Consider the following 15,307-nt stretch of genomic DNA (forward strand, 5'->3'; position numbering starts at 1 on the left):
AGGAAAATTAAGTAATTACTTACACCTGCGGTCTTGGACGGGGTCTGGATAGGCCAGACTCCAACCGAAATTCAGAGAATTTAGTTATGTTGACTTGAATAAAATACAACATAGCTAAACTCAAGGCGTCAAATTCTATACAAATTTGACGCCAAGGTAAAGTCTTTTATGACTTTAGTCTAATCTACGATTAAACTGTCGCGTTTAAGCTAGCTTGATCAATCGCAACACCTGCACCCATAGTGGTAGACAGGCTTACTTTCTTGATATAAACGCCTTTCGCTGCTGATGGTTTTGCTTTTTTCAGAGCAACCAGCAGAGCTTCTAAGTTTTCTTTCAACTGAGCTTCGTTGAAGTCAACTTTACCGATAGTGGTATGGATAATACCATTTTTGTCGTTACGGTAACGAACCTGACCAGCTTTAGCATTTTTAACTGCTTCAGCAACGTTAGGTGTTACAGTACCCACTTTCGGGTTTGGCATTAAGCCGCGTGGACCAAGGATTTGACCTAATTGACCTACAACGCGCATTGCATCTGGAGATGCGATAACAACGTCAAAGTCCATTTCGCCAGCTTTAACTTTAGCAGCTAAGTCGTCCATACCGACTAATTCAGCGCCTGCTTCTTTAGCAGCTTCTGCATTTGCACCTTGTGCGAATACAGCAACGCGAACTGAACGGCCAGTACCGTGTGGAAGTACAGTTGCACCACGAACGTTTTGATCTGATTTACGTGCATCGATGCCAAGGTTAACAGCAACGTCAACACTCTCAACGAATTTAGCAGTAGCCAGTTCTTTCAGTAAAGCAACAGCTTCAGCAATTTCGTACTGTTTAGTTACTTCAACTTTCTCACGGATATTGCGCATGCGCTTGGTTAGTTTAGCCATCAGATTAATCCTCCACTACCAGGCCCATGGAACGAGCAGTACCAGCAATTGAACGCATCATAGCTTCAACGTCAGCACCAGTCAGGTCCGCAGCTTTAGTTTCTGCGATTTCACGAACTTGAGCAGAAGTAATTTTACCTACTTTCTCTTTGTTCGGTTTGCCAGAACCTGATTTCACGCCCGCAGCTTTCTTCAGCAGAACTGCTGCTGGAGGAGTTTTGGTAACGAAAGTGAAAGAACGGTCAGCGTAAACTGTAATAACAACAGGAATTGGTAAACCTTTTTCTACGCTTTCAGTTTTAGCGTTGAATGCTTTACAGAATTCCATGATGTTAACACCTTGTTGACCCAGAGCTGGACCAACTGGTGGACTTGGATTAGCCATACCTGCAGAAACTTGCAGTTTGATATAGGCTTGGACTTTCTTAGCCATTAATTAATTCCTCAATTTGGGTATATCGCCCGGCTAGGGCTCCCCGATTTTACTTTGTTCTGTCTTATGACAAAACAACTCAAAACGAAAGGTGGAAAATTGTAGATAACTTTTCCACCTTTTGCAAGAAAGCAGCGTAAAAAGGTTTAACCTTTTTCAACCTGACTAAAGTCTAATTCAACTGGTGTTGCACGACCAAAGATTGATACAGAGACTTTTAAGCGGCTTTTTTCGTAATCAACTTCTTCAACAACACCATTAAAGTCAGCGAATGGACCATCGCTAACACGAACCATTTCACCAGGTTCAAACAGTGTTTTAGGACGCGGTTTATCACCAACTTGTTGTAAGCGATTCATAATCGCATCAACTTCTTTATCGCTAATTGGTGCAGGTCTGTCTGACGTTCCGCCAATGAATCCCATAACACGAGGTACATTACGTACTAAGTGCCAAGTTGCATCGTTCATGACCATTTGGACAAGAACATAACCTGGGAAAAATTTACGCTCACTTTTGCGACGTTGACCACTACGGATCTCAACCACTTCTTCGGTTGGAACCATAACTTCGCCGAATGAGTCTTCCATTTCGTTTAATTTGATATGTTCACGCAGAGACTGTGCAACACGGCCTTCAAAGCCTGAAAATGCCTGAATGACATACCAGCGTTTTTTTGGAGAATCAGTCATGAACACCTCACAGGCCAGTAATAAATGAAACAAAACGAACCAGAATGCCATCCAGTCCCCAAAGAACTAATGACACAATAGCCGTCACCGCAGCAACAATCAGCGTTGTCTGCAATGTTTCTTGACGTGTTGGCCATACTACTTTACGCATTTCAATACGCGCTTCACGAGCAAATGCTAACGTTGCTTTACCTTGTGTTGTCCACAACGCGATCCCACCTGCTGCTACGAACAAAGCAACAACAGCTAAAGCTCGCAACGCTAGGTTAAATTCACGGTAAAGATAGTTGCCACCCACTGCTACTGCCAGCAATAAAACGGTAATGATCCACTTAGCGATATCACCACCGCGTTTGCTATCTTGAGCTCCGCTATTCGCACTCATAAATTAACCTGTCACTATGATGTAAATAAATAGCCAGCTTGCCTCGCAAGAGCAAAACAAATCAGACTAACCATAAAATCAACTATGATTGCATCTGACACAGTGTCATATCTCTATGACATTCGTATCTGCAAGATACTGGACTCGATTCGTTGTATCAGAGCCTATCTCACCAATAATTTACAACAAACTAGTGATGAGATAGGTTCTTTTTCAAACAACGCATAAAAAGGGCATCAATTGATGCCCTTTTTTAGGAAATTACGCGAGTAATTAACCTAATACTTTAGCAACAACGCCCGCACCTACTGTACGGCCACCTTCACGGATAGCGAAACGTAAACCGTCGTCCATCGCGATTGGGTGAATCAGTTCAACGATCATGTTGATGTTGTCACCTGGCATTACCATTTCTACGCCTTCTGGTAATTCGATAGTACCAGTTACGTCAGTTGTACGGAAGTAGAACTGTGGACGGTAGCCTTTGAAGAATGGAGTGTGACGACCACCTTCATCTTTGCTCAGAATATATACTTCTGATTCGAATTTAGTGTGTGGCTTGATTGAACCTGGTTTTGCCAGTACCTGTCCACGTTCGATTTCTTCACGTTTAGTACCACGCAGAAGAACACCAACGTTCTCACCTGCACGACCTTCGTCAAGTAATTTACGGAACATTTCAACGCCAGTACAAGTTGTTTTAACTGTTGGTTTGATACCAACGATTTCAACTTCTTCACCAACTTTAACAACACCACGCTCTACACGGCCTGTTACTACTGTACCACGACCTGAGATTGAGAATACGTCTTCGATTGGTAACAGGAATGGTTTGTCAATTGCACGCTCTGGTTCTGGGATATAAGAATCCAGTGCTTCTGCTAATTCAACAATTTTTGCTTCCCACTCTGCTTCGCCTTCCAGTGCTTTCAGCGCTGAACCACGGATAACTGGAGTGTCATCGCCTGGGAAATCGTATTGAGACAGAAGTTCACGAACTTCCATTTCTACTAATTCTAACAGCTCTTCATCATCAACCATGTCACATTTGTTCAGGAATACGATGATGTAAGGAACACCAACCTGACGACCTAACAGGATGTGCTCACGAGTTTGTGGCATAGGACCATCAGTTGCAGCAACAACCAGAATAGCACCGTCCATTTGCGCAGCACCGGTGATCATGTTTTTAACATAGTCGGCGTGACCTGGGCAGTCTACGTGTGCGTAGTGACGAGTTGGTGTGTCATATTCTACGTGTGAAGTAGAGATGGTGATACCACGTGCTTTTTCTTCTGGTGCGTTATCGATTTGATCGAATGCACGAGCAGAACCACCGTAAGTTTTAGCTAAAACTGTAGTGATTGCAGCAGTCAGAGTTGTTTTACCGTGGTCAACGTGGCCGATAGTACCAACGTTAACGTGCGGTTTGGAACGTTCAAATTTTTCTTTAGACACGACTATATTCCTTAATATCGCTCCCTCGAGTAGAGGGAGCGTAAACTAAATTGAACTCGAAAGGATCTTATTTCGCTTTACGAGCTTCGATAATAGCCTGAGCGACGTTGCTAGGCGCTTCGTTGTACTTCAAGAACTCCATAGAGTAAGAAGCACGACCCTGAGTTTGTGAACGCAGGTCAGTTGCATAACCGAACATTTCAGCCAGTGGTACTTGAGCACGGATGATCTTACCGGTAGGCAGATCGTCCATACCTTCAACCATACCACGACGACGGTTTAAGTCACCGATAACGTCGCCCATGTAATCTTCTGGCGTTTCAATCTCAACTTTCATGACTGGCTCAAGCAGAATTGGCTTAGCTTTCATGAAGCCGTCTTTAAATGCCATTGATGCGGCAATTTTAAACGCGATTTCTGAGGAGTCAACATCATGGTAAGAACCATAATGTAAACGAGCCTGAATATCCACAACAGGGTAACCTGCTAATGGACCAGATTTCAGCTGTTCTTGAATACCTTTATCAACAGCTGGGATGAATTCTTTAGGAATTACACCACCAACGATATCGTTGATAAATACGTAGTTCTCTTCACCACCTGCTGGTAATGGAGACAGGTCGATAACAACATGACCGTACTGACCACGACCACCAGATTGTTTCGCGTGCTTACCTTCGATATCAGTTACTGTATCACGAATAGTTTCACGGTAAGCAACCTGTGGTTTACCTACGTTCGCTTCAACTTTAAATTCACGACGCATACGGTCAACTAACACGTCTAAGTGCAGCTCACCCATACCAGCAATGATAGTTTGACCAGTTTCTTCGTCGCTTGATACGCGGAAAGATGGATCTTCTTGAGCCAGACGGTTCAGAGCGATACCCATTTTTTCTTGGTCAACTTTAGTCTTAGGTTCGATAGCAACAGAGATTACTGGCTCTGGGAATTCCATACGTTCTAAGATGATTGGTGCATCAATCGCACACAGAGTATCACCTGTAGTTACGTCTTTCAGACCGATAGCAGCAGCGATGTCGCCCGCACGAACTTCTTTAATTTCTTCACGCTTGTTAGCATGCATCTGAACAATACGGCCAAAACGTTCTTTTTTGTCTTTAACCGGGTTCAGAACTGTGTCACCTGAGTTAATCACACCAGAGTACACACGGAAGAATGTTAAGTTACCAACAAATGGGTCAGTTGCGATTTTGAATGCCAGAGATGAGAATGGCTCTTCGTCGCTTGAATGACGTTCTGCTGGAGTATCTTTACCGTCTGGTAAGATACCATTGATTGCAGGTACATCTGTTGGTGCTGGCAGGTATTCAATTACCGCATCCAGCATTGCCTGAACACCTTTGTTCTTAAATGCAGAACCACAGGTAACCAGGATAATTTCGTTATCTAGAACGCGTTTACGCAGAGCAGCTTTAATTTCTGCTTCTGTCAGTTCTTCACCGCCCAGATATTTGTCCATCAGTTCTTCTGATGCTTCAGCAGCAGATTCAACCAGGTTGTTGTGCCATTCTTCAGCTAAATCTTGTAGATCTGCAGGAATGTCTTCGTATTCGAAAGTAACACCTTGGTCTTCTTCATTCCAACGGATTGCTTTCATTTTAATTAAGTCAACAACACCGGTGAAATCTTCTTCAGCACCTACTGGGATTTGCAGTGGAACTGGGTTTGCTGCCAGACGTGTTTTGATTTGCTCAACAACACGCAGGAAGTTTGCACCCATACGGTCCATTTTGTTAACGAACGCGATACGTGGTACATGATATTTGTTAGCCTGGCGCCATACTGTTTCTGACTGAGGCTGAACACCACCAACTGCACAGTAAACCATAACCGCGCCATCAAGAACACGCATAGAACGTTCTACTTCGATTGTGAAGTCAACGTGTCCCGGGGTGTCGATGATGTTTACACGGTGAGGCTCAAACTGTTTAGCCATACCAGACCAGAATGCAGTAGTTGCTGCGGATGTGATAGTAATACCACGTTCCTGCTCCTGCTCCATCCAGTCCATTGTTGCTGAACCTTCGTGAGTTTCACCAATTTTATGGTTTACACCGGTATAAAACAGAATACGTTCACTTGTAGTGGTTTTACCGGCATCGATGTGCGCACTGATACCGATATTACGGTAGCGTGCTATGGGGGTTTGACGAGCCATTTTTTCCTCTCTCGTGGGCGTTCAATTCAGGTAAAGGACAGCAGAGCTGTCCTGAAAAGAGTTGCAATACTCCGTGGATTACCAACGGTAGTGTGCGAACGCCTTGTTTGCATCTGCCATACGGTGAACGTCTTCACGTTTCTTAACAGCAGCGCCTTTGTTTTCAGCCGCATCAGATAATTCATTTGCCAGGCGAAGAGCCATGGATTTATCACCGCGTTTACGAGCAGCTTCAACAATCCAACGCATTGCTAATGCATTACGACGAACTGGGCGTACTTCAACTGGAACTTGGTAAGTTGAACCACCAACACGGCGGGATTTAACTTCCACTGTAGGACGTACGTTATCTAATGCGATTTCGAACGCTTCCAGTTCAGTTTTGCCTGAACGCTGAGCCAGGGTCTCAAGCGCATTATATACGATAGATTCCGCAGTAGATTTTTTACCGTCTACCATCAGAATGTTTACAAATTTAGCCAGCAGTTCTGATCCGAACTTAGGATCTGGCAGAATTTTACGTTGACCAATTACACGACGACGTGGCATGGAAATACTCCGTTTAAAATTCAGGGTTGTCCAAAACTCAATGAGTTTATTTTGACATTATTTGTGAAAAAATGTTTGGCCTTACTTAACGGAGAACCATTAAGCCTTTGGCTTCTTCACACCGTACTTAGAACGAGCTTGTTTACGGTCTTTAACACCAGAACAGTCCAGCGCGCCGCGAACAGTGTGGTAACGCACACCTGGTAAGTCTTTAACACGACCACCACGGATTAAGATTACGGAGTGCTCCTGCAAGTTGTGGCCTTCACCACCGATGTAGGAAGAAACTTCGAAACCGTTAGTCAAACGCACACGGCATACTTTACGCAGTGCTGAGTTTGGTTTTTTTGGAGTGGTAGTATATACACGAGTACATACGCCACGTTTTTGCGGGCAAGCTTCCAGAGCTGGAACGTTGCTTTTAACAACTTTCGAGCTACGAGATTTGCGTACCAGCTGATTAATAGTTGCCATTTAAAAAAAGCTCCTGGTTTTTGCTTCGTAAACACGGATTTGAACTCTGTCTTGTCAACAAGACAAAACATGAGGACGCAGAATTTTATTGCTGACAGGCTCATGTGTCAAGAATTATACAGCAATTCTACGCTCCCCAATGAATTTGTTGGGGGTGTTTTACCGTTAAATCGACAAAATCACCATAATTGATGAGTTTAATATGATGAGATACTTGATCTTTTAAGCCTCTTGCCAAAACATCATCAATTAATGCGTAAACTGAAATTTGCTGTTGAAGGCAATGTTTTAATAAAGGATTGTCTTCAAGGACTGCCAGTACTCCATCTTGTATTAACAAAACATCATCTTCTTTTGTCAATAAAGATAAAAAAGCCTCTAAATCACTTTGATAAATAGAGACGGAATAAGTATACAACATAACCGTTCAACCTTCCTGACTAACTTCTGTATTAAAAGCGCAATACCACATCATATTCACTCAATTTTTGAGCAATATCTTGTTGGGATATCACCTGTGCATCCAACACAAAAGAAGTTTGAGAGGATAATCCACGATGAGCCATGTCCTTCTGTGATATATAGACGTTTGTCACATCATACAAGGGTAGCACTTTAAATGTTGCAGCATGATGACGTGACAGTACCCCTTCAGGCTGTTGATTTTCAACAAGTTGAAATACACCATCAGAGATAAAAAAAACACCAATATCTTCTGTTAATGCAGAGGTTGCGAGTAAAGCATCTAAACCTTCTCGCCCTGCACTATTACCATGAGGTGCTTGAGTAAAAAGGAATGCGATCGAATTCATTTTCTTCATTAAAATTGCACCACACGGGAACAGGTCAACATCGCTTGAGCCAGTGAACCCAAACCACTTAACTCAAATTCAGATGCCATGTTATAGCTATCCACTTCTTGCTCTTTGGCCTGCTGCTCATCGATAATTCCTCTACGTAATGCGGCAGCAACACAAACATGCAAAGGAATTTGATGTTTTTTCGCCAAGGTAATCCACGCTTTAGGAAGATCAAATTCATCATTTGCAGGCGATACCAGTTTATTCGCGTTCACAACACCTTCCCGATAAAAGAAGATTTGTGCAATTTGATGCCCTTTTTCAAGAAGGGCATTGGCAAATAAATAGGCACTTGAAGCTTGTTCAGTTCCGTAATGAGGCCCCGTAACCACTAAACAATATGTCAAGGAACTCATAATGTTGCCTTATTCTCCATTTTTAAATTGGCGAATATAGAGATACACAGTATGTTTTGAGATATTTAAACGGTCTGCAACCTGATTAATGGCATCTTTAATATCAAAAATACCTTTCTCATAAAGGCTTAACACGACTTGTTTATTCTTGGCATTATTCGCGACTTCACGATCATTATTTACTTCTTCAATCGTGAACTCTAATGTTTGAGCCACTAAATCATCAACAGATGAGGCAAAGTTAACATCAGATGCAACTTCATGTGTTTCTTCAGGAATAAAGGTTTTGATTATTTCAGAGAATGGAACATCAAGGTTCATATTAATACACAATAAACCAATGACACGACGTTCACGATTACGAATGGCAATCGTGATTGACTTCATCAATGCACCACTTTTTGCTCTAGTAAAATAAGCCTTTGAAAAACTTGAATCTTCATCTGTGATGTCATGTAACATTTGTAATGCCAAATCGGTAATTGGAGAACCAATCTTACGACCAGTATGTTCTCCATTCGCGATTTTAACCGCTGAACATTTCAAATCTTCCAGAGAGTGCAATACGATTTCGCAATGATTGCCGATGAGCATTGCCAAACCATCCACGGCAGCTTCATAGGACTTTAGTATTTCGTGATCAGTTTGAGTAAAAGGTCGGCTATCTAGTTTTTCAAACTCGCTGCTGTCACCATTAAATAACGGGCTAGACATTTGATTATATAATCCTTAAAGGCTTTAATTATGATAATGACTTGAGGTTCTATTTTTTATAACGATTCGTCATTGCGGATCAATTCAATATTAAAAAAATTTAAATATAAAAACAGAATTAAGAACGATCCTGACGTTAGATCGCCAGAAGATCTACGTCAAGTGACTTAGAATAATAGCTTTGTGATAGGTCACAGCTTTTTTCATTTTTCTTTATATTTTGTACTCATTTCCAGCTTTTATTGTTGCAAACTTCCCTTTTTAGGGGTGGTTATAATAAGAATTGACACTATTGAATAGATTACCTATATTCCAAGTCATTGTTATTTTAACGAGTGATTAATCCTATGAATTTACTGATGATATGCCAATCTCAGCAAACTTCATCAATAATAGGATTAATTTCTGTTGCTTCTATACCTATTGAGATCCTCGCTTCACCACCTCCGCCAGTGAAAGTGGTTGTAGTCAATACAACGGTTGTTGTTGCAACTCACGTTGCTTAGTTAATTCGCTAATAATCATTAAAAATAATCAAGCTCTCTTATTGCTTGTTTTACAGGTATATCATCATGTACTTACGTCAATATTGGGCAAAATTCGGCCCAACGACATTATTCGTTTTATTATGGAGTAGTGGCGCTATCTTTTCTCGCTGGGGTCTAGATAACGGTAGTTCATTTGCTATTTTAACTTGGCGTTTTATTATCGCTTTAGCCTTTCTTTCTATCCTATGTATTCAGCGTCATCGTTTTTTGCCTCCCAAAGGAAGCCGTTTGAAAACCGCATGGGTCGGTTTACTGATTATTGGTGGTTATTCCATCTGTTATCTTTTGGCACTCGCGAATAGTATTACACCGGGAATGTTAGCCACAATCATGGGTGTTCAACCGATTATCACACTATGGATAATCGAGCGGAATTTTACCGCGACACGGCTATTAGGGCTTTTAATCGCCTTAGCTGGATTAGTGTTAGTGGTTGCCCAAAGCCTATTTAATACAGCCCTTTCATTAACGGGAATGATTTATGCGTTAGTCGCACTACTTTGTATGAGCTTCGGTGCAATCTCACAGAAAAAACTGCAATTAGCACCAATGGATGCCCTACCGCTACAATATGTGATTAGCCTTATGTTGTGCTTGTTATTTGTGCCATTCCAGCCTTTTCATGCTTCATTCGATATTGGCTTTGTCATTCCTGTTCTTTGGCTTGCCGTGATCATTTCTGTTGTTGCTCAATTGCTACTATACCGCTTACTCACAACAGGTAACTTAGTTAACGTCACTAGCTTATTTTATTTAGTACCTGGCGTAACAGCATTAATGGATTATATTTTCTTAGGTAATAAGATGTCTTGGCTGAGTTTAGCGGGAATGGGGGCTATCATTGTAGGCTTGCTGTTTGTTTTTAAAAAACCCAAAGCCATTATTGTCGAAGAGGCCGTAGACTAACTCTATATTCACTATGCGCACTATGCATTAATAAATGATGAGCTATACATTAGAAATAAAAATGCTGACATCAATGTCAGCATTTTTTAGCGATATTAGAGATAAGCGAATTACTTATCGCTTTCAACACTCAGTAATTCAACTTCAAAGACTAATGTTGAGTTAGCTGGAATACCACTTGTTGCACGTTGTCCGTAGCCTAATTCTGGTGGAATAACTAACTTGATTTTACCGCCTTCTTTGATGTACTTCATACCTTCAGTCCAGCCAGGAATAACGCTTTTTAGGCTAATAGTCAGAGGTTCGTTGCGATCATAAGAGCTATCAAATTGTTTACCATCAATCAGCATGCCTTTGTAGTTTACAGTCACGCGATCAGCATCTGTTGGTGTTTTACCTTTACCAGGATTTTCAACTAAATATAGTAAGCCTGATTTAGTTTTTACCACACCTTTTTCCGCTGCAAACTCTGTACGGAATTTATCACCCGCAGCTTTGTTCTCAGTCGCTTCTTTTTCCATTTTTACTGTTGCAGCATTACGAACTTGATCTTCAAAAGCCGCTAATGTTAATTCAATTTCAGAGTCTGATAATTTTGATTTACTATTAAATGCATCCTGAACACCTGCTAACAGTTGTTTAGAATCTAAAGTAATACCAATATTTTTTTGTTCTTGTAATGCAGCTTCCATATAGCGACCCATCGACGCGCCTAACGCATAGGCATTTTGCTCATTTTGAGTTTTAAATGCACTATTTAGTGTTGGCACTTTAGCGGCTGCTTCTTCAGCGAATGCATGAGGCGCACTGAATGCGAAAGCTAAACTGGTTGCCAGCAACGTCGTTTTTAATAAAGATTTCATCCCATTCTCCAGTATATGTTAGTGAGTCGCTACGTTTATCAACGATCATCGTAGATCTTCGCTTAAACGTTTTGCATCACGTCTTGCTGTCGTCGCGGTATAGATCTCATCCGCAGGTAGCAATTTCTTATGAATTTAAAAAATTTGCCGACACCCTTAACAGTTAATGTTAGGATTTTTGTCAGCACAGAGTGCTATCACATTAGCAAAATAGTCTTTTATCTCAAACCAGATTTATGTCTTCCTGTGTATATATCAGTAAATAAGATTAAATTTCTCAATATTTGTTAATCATATTCGTCGTAATAGGACATTTTGAAGGAGGAAAAACACAATGGATATTAAGGAAGTAGAGCGATTGCTCATTCAATTAGAAAGCAAAGTTGCTTTCCAAGATGCGACTATTGAAGAATTAAATCAGGTGGTCACACAGCAGCAAATTGAAATTAGCCGTTTTAAAGAAGCCTTAAAAATTGTTTCTGAGCGTCTAAAAAATTCTCAGACCTCAATACTCGCTAGACCTGAGGATGAAACGCCTCCGCCTCACTATTAAGTCATTGTTCGCTGTTAATATCAAAACTGAGAAACAAAAAAGGAGCGCTTAAACGCTCCTTTTGATCTTTTCAAAGAAAGATTAGTGCTGGCAACCACAACCGCCATTGCCGTGACCGTGGCCACCGTGACCATGACCGCCACCACCGCAGCATCCACCTTCTTCATCGTGTGAATGACCATGACCGTGACCACCGCCACAGCATCCGCCTTCTTCACCATGACCGTGGCCACCACAACATTCGTGCTCTTCTTCTTCACCGTGTACGTGACCGTGAGCTAATTCTTCTTCAGTCGCTTCACGAATTGCAACGATTTCAACATGAAACTTCAGGTTTTGACCTGCTAACATGTGGTTACCATCAACGATAACTTCGTCACCTTCAATACCAGTGATTTCTACTGGTACTGGACCTTGGTCGGTATCAGCAAGAAAACGCATGCCAACTTCTAACTCATCAACACCCACAAAAACATCTTTTGGGACGCGTTGAACTAAGTTTTCGTCGTATTGACCATATGCATCATCAGAAGCAACTTCTACGTCGAATTTTTCACCGACTTCGCGACCTGTTAATGCATTTTCTAAACCACTGATTAAAGAACCACGGCCATGCAGATAGTCTAACGGTGCGCTCACCGTGGACTCATCAACTAAAACACCGTCTTCTGATCTTACTTGATAAGCCAGACTAACTACCAAGTCGTTTGCTACTTTCATGACATCTCCTACATACCCGTGGGCAAAATTTTCCCGATTGTAACGAAAAATAAATCTTCTGTATCGGGTTATATCAAAAAAACCTACAATTATTGTGGTGTAAAGATCCCAATGACTTGTTCATTTTCACGAACAAGTGAGTTAACTTCACCCTCTGTTTGCCGTTGCTGATGGCCACATTTCGCACATTCCACAATATCCACTTTATCTTCACGCCACATTTTGAGTGTATCTAGAGCTTGACAGTGTGGACACACGGCTCCTGCGATAAAGCGTTTACGGGTTGCAGACATGGGGTCAGTTCTCCTATTTATCAATAGATTTTTTTTCTTTATGTATTTGAGGAATGTCTTCTGTTAAAGATTCATCCCAAATATCAGGCTGATGGTGCTCTTGACGAATTTCTTCACTAAAAAGCTCCTCAAGTTCTCGTCTCGCTTCTTTTACTCGAGAAACGTTAGAGACTTCTTCAGGCGATTCATCCACCAGCTTTCTCAATAAGTTCATATCCAGACGACGAAAATGCTGTTGCGCCCGATAAGCTTGGTGAGGATGCATGCCTAATTCAATTAACGTTTTACGTCCTAATTCTAAGGCGCTAGAAAATGTTTCGCGGCTAAAATCTGTCACCCCCGCTTTGAGCAACTCATGAGCTTCAACACGCCCTCTTGCCCTCGCAATAATATGCAAATTAGGAAAATGATGTTGGCAAAGATGAACGATTTCCATCGTAGCTTCAGGCTCATTACAGGTGATAACAATAGTTTTAGCATGCTCTGCACCGGCAGCGCGCAATAGATTGAGATCGGTAGCATCACCATAATAAACTTTATAGCCATATTTACGCATGGTGCTTATGCTTCCGACATCATGCTCTAATACCGTGACATTTATCTTATTCGCCATTAACAAACGCCCTACAACCTGTCCCATTCGACCAAATCCGACGAGAATGACCTCTGGGTGGTTATTTTCAACGAAGGGCTGTTCGTCTGTTTTAGCTTCATTATAACGGCGAGCAAACACAGCGTCTGTCATTTGCATCACAAGAGGCGTTGTCATCATAGAAAGTGTGACAACAACCAACAATAACGCCATTTGCTGACTATTTAATATGCCCATTGCCATCGATGTTGAGAAAACAACAAACGCAAATTCCCCGCCTTGGCTTAATACAGCTGAGAATTGTAAACGTGTGGAAAAGCGCAATCTCGCTAGCCAAGCAATACTATAAAGTATCAACGCTTTCACAATAACCAGAACTAAGACGCCTAATAATACTTGTGGAAGATAACGCCATAAAATACCAATATCTAAAGACATACCAACAGAGATAAAAAATAGCCCCAAAAGTAGACCTTTAAAAGGTTCAATGGAGATCTCTAATTCATGTCGATACTCTGAATCTGCCAATAGCACACCCGCAATAAAGGTTCCCATTGCCATTGAAAAACCGAGGGTTTCCATAAAAATAGCAGCACCTAATACAACAAGTAGCGCCGCAGCAGTAAAAACCTCCCTCACTCCAGATTTCACGACTAAACGTAAGAGTGGACGTAATAAATAACGACCACAAATCAGCAGCCCAGCAAAAGCTGCCACTTTTACGCCAATGCGATACCAATCACTGCTTGCCGTTTCTCCGGCTAACAAGGGAATAACAGCAAGGATAGGGATAACTGCCATATCTTGGAAAAGTAAAACAGCAAACCCTAATTGCCCGCCTTCATTATGGTTCATTCCTTTCTCGTTCATAAGTTGCAATGCCATCGCGGTGGAAGACATCGCAATGCCTAATCCACCAATAACAGCAGCCTGCCATGAGAAAGACGTAAAAACGAGAATAAGCCCTGAAAAAATAGAGGCGGTTAATACCACCTGCATTGAACCAACGCCAAAAATGGCACGTCTTAATTCCCATAACTTGGCGGGTTCCAATTCCAAGCCAATAAGGAACATTAAAAAGACCACACCTAGCTCAGCAAAATGTAAGATGTTATCGACATCTTTAAACAACCCTAATCCCCAAGGACCAATGGCAATACCCGCAATTAAATAACCGAGTACCGCACCAATTTTAAGACGTTGTGCAATAGGCACCATAACCACGGCAGCACACAGGAAAAAGAGCACAGCTTTAATCATCCAATTATCTTCCATTAAGCTCGCTCCCCTTCAAATGGCGCACTTAACCAATGGCGATAAGCTTCACCGAGATGAGTCAGTGTTGTTTTAGATTGTTGTCTTGCTGAATACACAATCATTGGTGATAGCCAGCGCATACCACACATTTCTGCCATTAATTCGAGTGGGCGCAATAATTCAGACAGAGTGTAGCGATTCTTTCCATCATGTTGATAAGCTTGCTCAGGCTCTCCCGTTGTAATAACACAACGAAATGACTTACCCTTTAATTGTGCCTTACCTGCTTTGTTAGCAAATGGGCGAGTTAATACTCTGTCTTGCCACTCTTTTAATAACGCAGGGCAACTATATGTTTGCAATGGGAATTGAAAAACGATCACTTGATGTTTACACAGCAAAGATTGTTCATGGTGTATATCAATAAAAAAATCAGGGTAAGTAGCATATAAATCATGAATAGTTATATTCTCTAAATCCCTCACCGCATTTAATAACGCTTTATTGGCGATTGATTGGCGCGGTTCGGGATGAACATACACCAGTAATACATTTGATGCGTTTGACATCATTCCTCCTT

Annotated in this window: 20 protein-coding genes; 3 read left to right on the forward strand and 17 right to left on the reverse strand. The window is 41.6% G+C overall.

What is annotated here, in order from left to right; genetic code table 11:
• Positions 1-190 precede the first annotated feature (190 nt).
• From rplA to BTA34_RS15295, 12 genes are all read right to left on the reverse strand, one after another.
• Complete coding sequence (rplA, locus tag BTA34_RS15240; RefSeq protein ID WP_151436283.1) at positions 191-892, reverse strand: 50S ribosomal protein L1; 702 nt, start codon at positions 890-892, stop codon at positions 191-193.
• A 4-nt stretch (positions 893-896) separates the two neighbouring features.
• Positions 897-1,325 carry a 50S ribosomal protein L11 gene (gene rplK, locus BTA34_RS15245; protein WP_006534703.1) on the reverse strand — a complete coding sequence of 143 codons (429 nt, stop codon included), beginning with the start codon at positions 1,323-1,325 and terminating at the stop codon, positions 897-899.
• Positions 1,326-1,471: 146 nt separating this feature from the next.
• The gene (nusG, locus tag BTA34_RS15250; protein ID WP_004246900.1) at positions 1,472-2,017 is read right to left on the reverse strand and encodes a transcription termination/antitermination protein NusG; all 546 of its coding nucleotides are present in this window, start codon (positions 2,015-2,017) and stop codon (positions 1,472-1,474) included.
• Positions 2,018-2,024: 7 nt separating this feature from the next.
• Positions 2,025-2,402 (reverse strand): preprotein translocase subunit SecE, encoded by a 378-nt coding sequence (gene secE / locus BTA34_RS15255; RefSeq protein ID WP_023583091.1) that lies wholly within the window; start codon positions 2,400-2,402, stop codon positions 2,025-2,027.
• A 273-nt stretch (positions 2,403-2,675) separates the two neighbouring features.
• Positions 2,676-3,860, reverse strand: a complete 1,185-nt coding sequence (gene tuf / locus BTA34_RS15260; protein WP_151436284.1) for an elongation factor Tu — start codon at positions 3,858-3,860, stop codon at positions 2,676-2,678.
• Between the two features lie 67 nt (positions 3,861-3,927).
• Complete coding sequence (fusA, locus tag BTA34_RS15265; protein WP_151436285.1) at positions 3,928-6,042, reverse strand: elongation factor G; 2,115 nt, start codon at positions 6,040-6,042, stop codon at positions 3,928-3,930.
• 78 nt (positions 6,043-6,120) lie between these two features.
• Positions 6,121-6,591, reverse strand: coding sequence for a 30S ribosomal protein S7 (gene rpsG, locus BTA34_RS15270; RefSeq protein ID WP_004246897.1), 471 nt, complete (start codon positions 6,589-6,591; stop codon positions 6,121-6,123).
• Positions 6,592-6,690: 99 nt separating this feature from the next.
• Positions 6,691-7,065, reverse strand: coding sequence for a 30S ribosomal protein S12 (rpsL, locus tag BTA34_RS15275; RefSeq protein ID WP_004236497.1), 375 nt, complete (start codon positions 7,063-7,065; stop codon positions 6,691-6,693).
• Between the two features lie 127 nt (positions 7,066-7,192).
• Entirely contained in the window at positions 7,193-7,486 is a 294-nt protein-coding gene (gene tusB / locus BTA34_RS15280; protein ID WP_151436286.1) for a sulfurtransferase complex subunit TusB, read from the reverse strand.
• Between the two features lie 31 nt (positions 7,487-7,517).
• Complete coding sequence (gene tusC, locus BTA34_RS15285) at positions 7,518-7,886, reverse strand: sulfurtransferase complex subunit TusC (RefSeq protein WP_151436287.1); 369 nt, start codon at positions 7,884-7,886, stop codon at positions 7,518-7,520.
• Positions 7,886-8,281 carry a sulfurtransferase complex subunit TusD gene (gene tusD / locus BTA34_RS15290; protein WP_151436288.1) on the reverse strand — a complete coding sequence of 132 codons (396 nt, stop codon included), beginning with the start codon at positions 8,279-8,281 and terminating at the stop codon, positions 7,886-7,888. Before tusD ends, tusC begins: the two co-directional genes overlap by 1 nt.
• Before the next feature lie 9 nt (positions 8,282-8,290).
• The gene (locus BTA34_RS15295; RefSeq protein WP_023583301.1) at positions 8,291-8,995 is read right to left on the reverse strand and encodes a helix-turn-helix transcriptional regulator; all 705 of its coding nucleotides are present in this window, start codon (positions 8,993-8,995) and stop codon (positions 8,291-8,293) included.
• Positions 8,996-9,342: 347 nt separating this feature from the next.
• Here BTA34_RS15295 and BTA34_RS18465 point away from each other — a divergent pair, with 347 nt between their 5' ends.
• Complete coding sequence (locus tag BTA34_RS18465; protein ID WP_160230766.1) at positions 9,343-9,501, forward strand: hypothetical protein; 159 nt, start codon at positions 9,343-9,345, stop codon at positions 9,499-9,501.
• Positions 9,502-9,567: 66 nt separating this feature from the next.
• Complete coding sequence (locus tag BTA34_RS15300; protein WP_151436289.1) at positions 9,568-10,449, forward strand: DMT family transporter; 882 nt, start codon at positions 9,568-9,570, stop codon at positions 10,447-10,449.
• Between the two features lie 110 nt (positions 10,450-10,559).
• Here BTA34_RS15300 and fkpA read toward each other — a convergent pair whose 3' ends face one another.
• On the reverse strand, positions 10,560-11,312 hold the full coding sequence (fkpA, locus tag BTA34_RS15305; protein ID WP_151436290.1) for an FKBP-type peptidyl-prolyl cis-trans isomerase: 753 nt from the start codon (positions 11,310-11,312) through the stop codon (positions 10,560-10,562).
• 334 nt (positions 11,313-11,646) lie between these two features.
• Between fkpA and BTA34_RS15310 the strand changes: the two genes are divergently transcribed.
• The gene (locus BTA34_RS15310) at positions 11,647-11,865 is read left to right on the forward strand and encodes a SlyX family protein (protein WP_023583298.1); all 219 of its coding nucleotides are present in this window, start codon (positions 11,647-11,649) and stop codon (positions 11,863-11,865) included.
• 81 nt (positions 11,866-11,946) lie between these two features.
• Here BTA34_RS15310 and slyD read toward each other — a convergent pair whose 3' ends face one another.
• From slyD to kefG, 4 genes are all read right to left on the reverse strand, one after another.
• Positions 11,947-12,585: a peptidylprolyl isomerase gene (gene slyD / locus BTA34_RS15315; RefSeq protein WP_151436291.1), complete on the reverse strand. Its 639-nt coding sequence runs from the start codon at positions 12,583-12,585 to the stop codon at positions 11,947-11,949.
• An 89-nt stretch (positions 12,586-12,674) separates the two neighbouring features.
• Positions 12,675-12,878 carry a YheV family putative zinc ribbon protein gene (locus tag BTA34_RS15320; protein ID WP_151436292.1) on the reverse strand — a complete coding sequence of 68 codons (204 nt, stop codon included), beginning with the start codon at positions 12,876-12,878 and terminating at the stop codon, positions 12,675-12,677.
• A gap of 13 nt (positions 12,879-12,891) precedes the next feature.
• The gene (kefB, locus tag BTA34_RS15325) at positions 12,892-14,745 is read right to left on the reverse strand and encodes a glutathione-regulated potassium-efflux system protein KefB (protein ID WP_151436293.1); all 1,854 of its coding nucleotides are present in this window, start codon (positions 14,743-14,745) and stop codon (positions 12,892-12,894) included.
• Positions 14,745-15,296, reverse strand: a complete 552-nt coding sequence (gene kefG / locus BTA34_RS15330; RefSeq protein ID WP_151436294.1) for a glutathione-regulated potassium-efflux system ancillary protein KefG — start codon at positions 15,294-15,296, stop codon at positions 14,745-14,747. The genes kefB and kefG overlap by 1 nt, the downstream gene beginning before the upstream one ends.
• Positions 15,297-15,307: the final 11 nt, after the last annotated feature.

It is taken from the genome of Proteus sp. CD3 (assembly GCF_008808075.1).
Taxonomy (GTDB): domain Bacteria; phylum Pseudomonadota; class Gammaproteobacteria; order Enterobacterales; family Enterobacteriaceae; genus Proteus; species Proteus appendicitidis.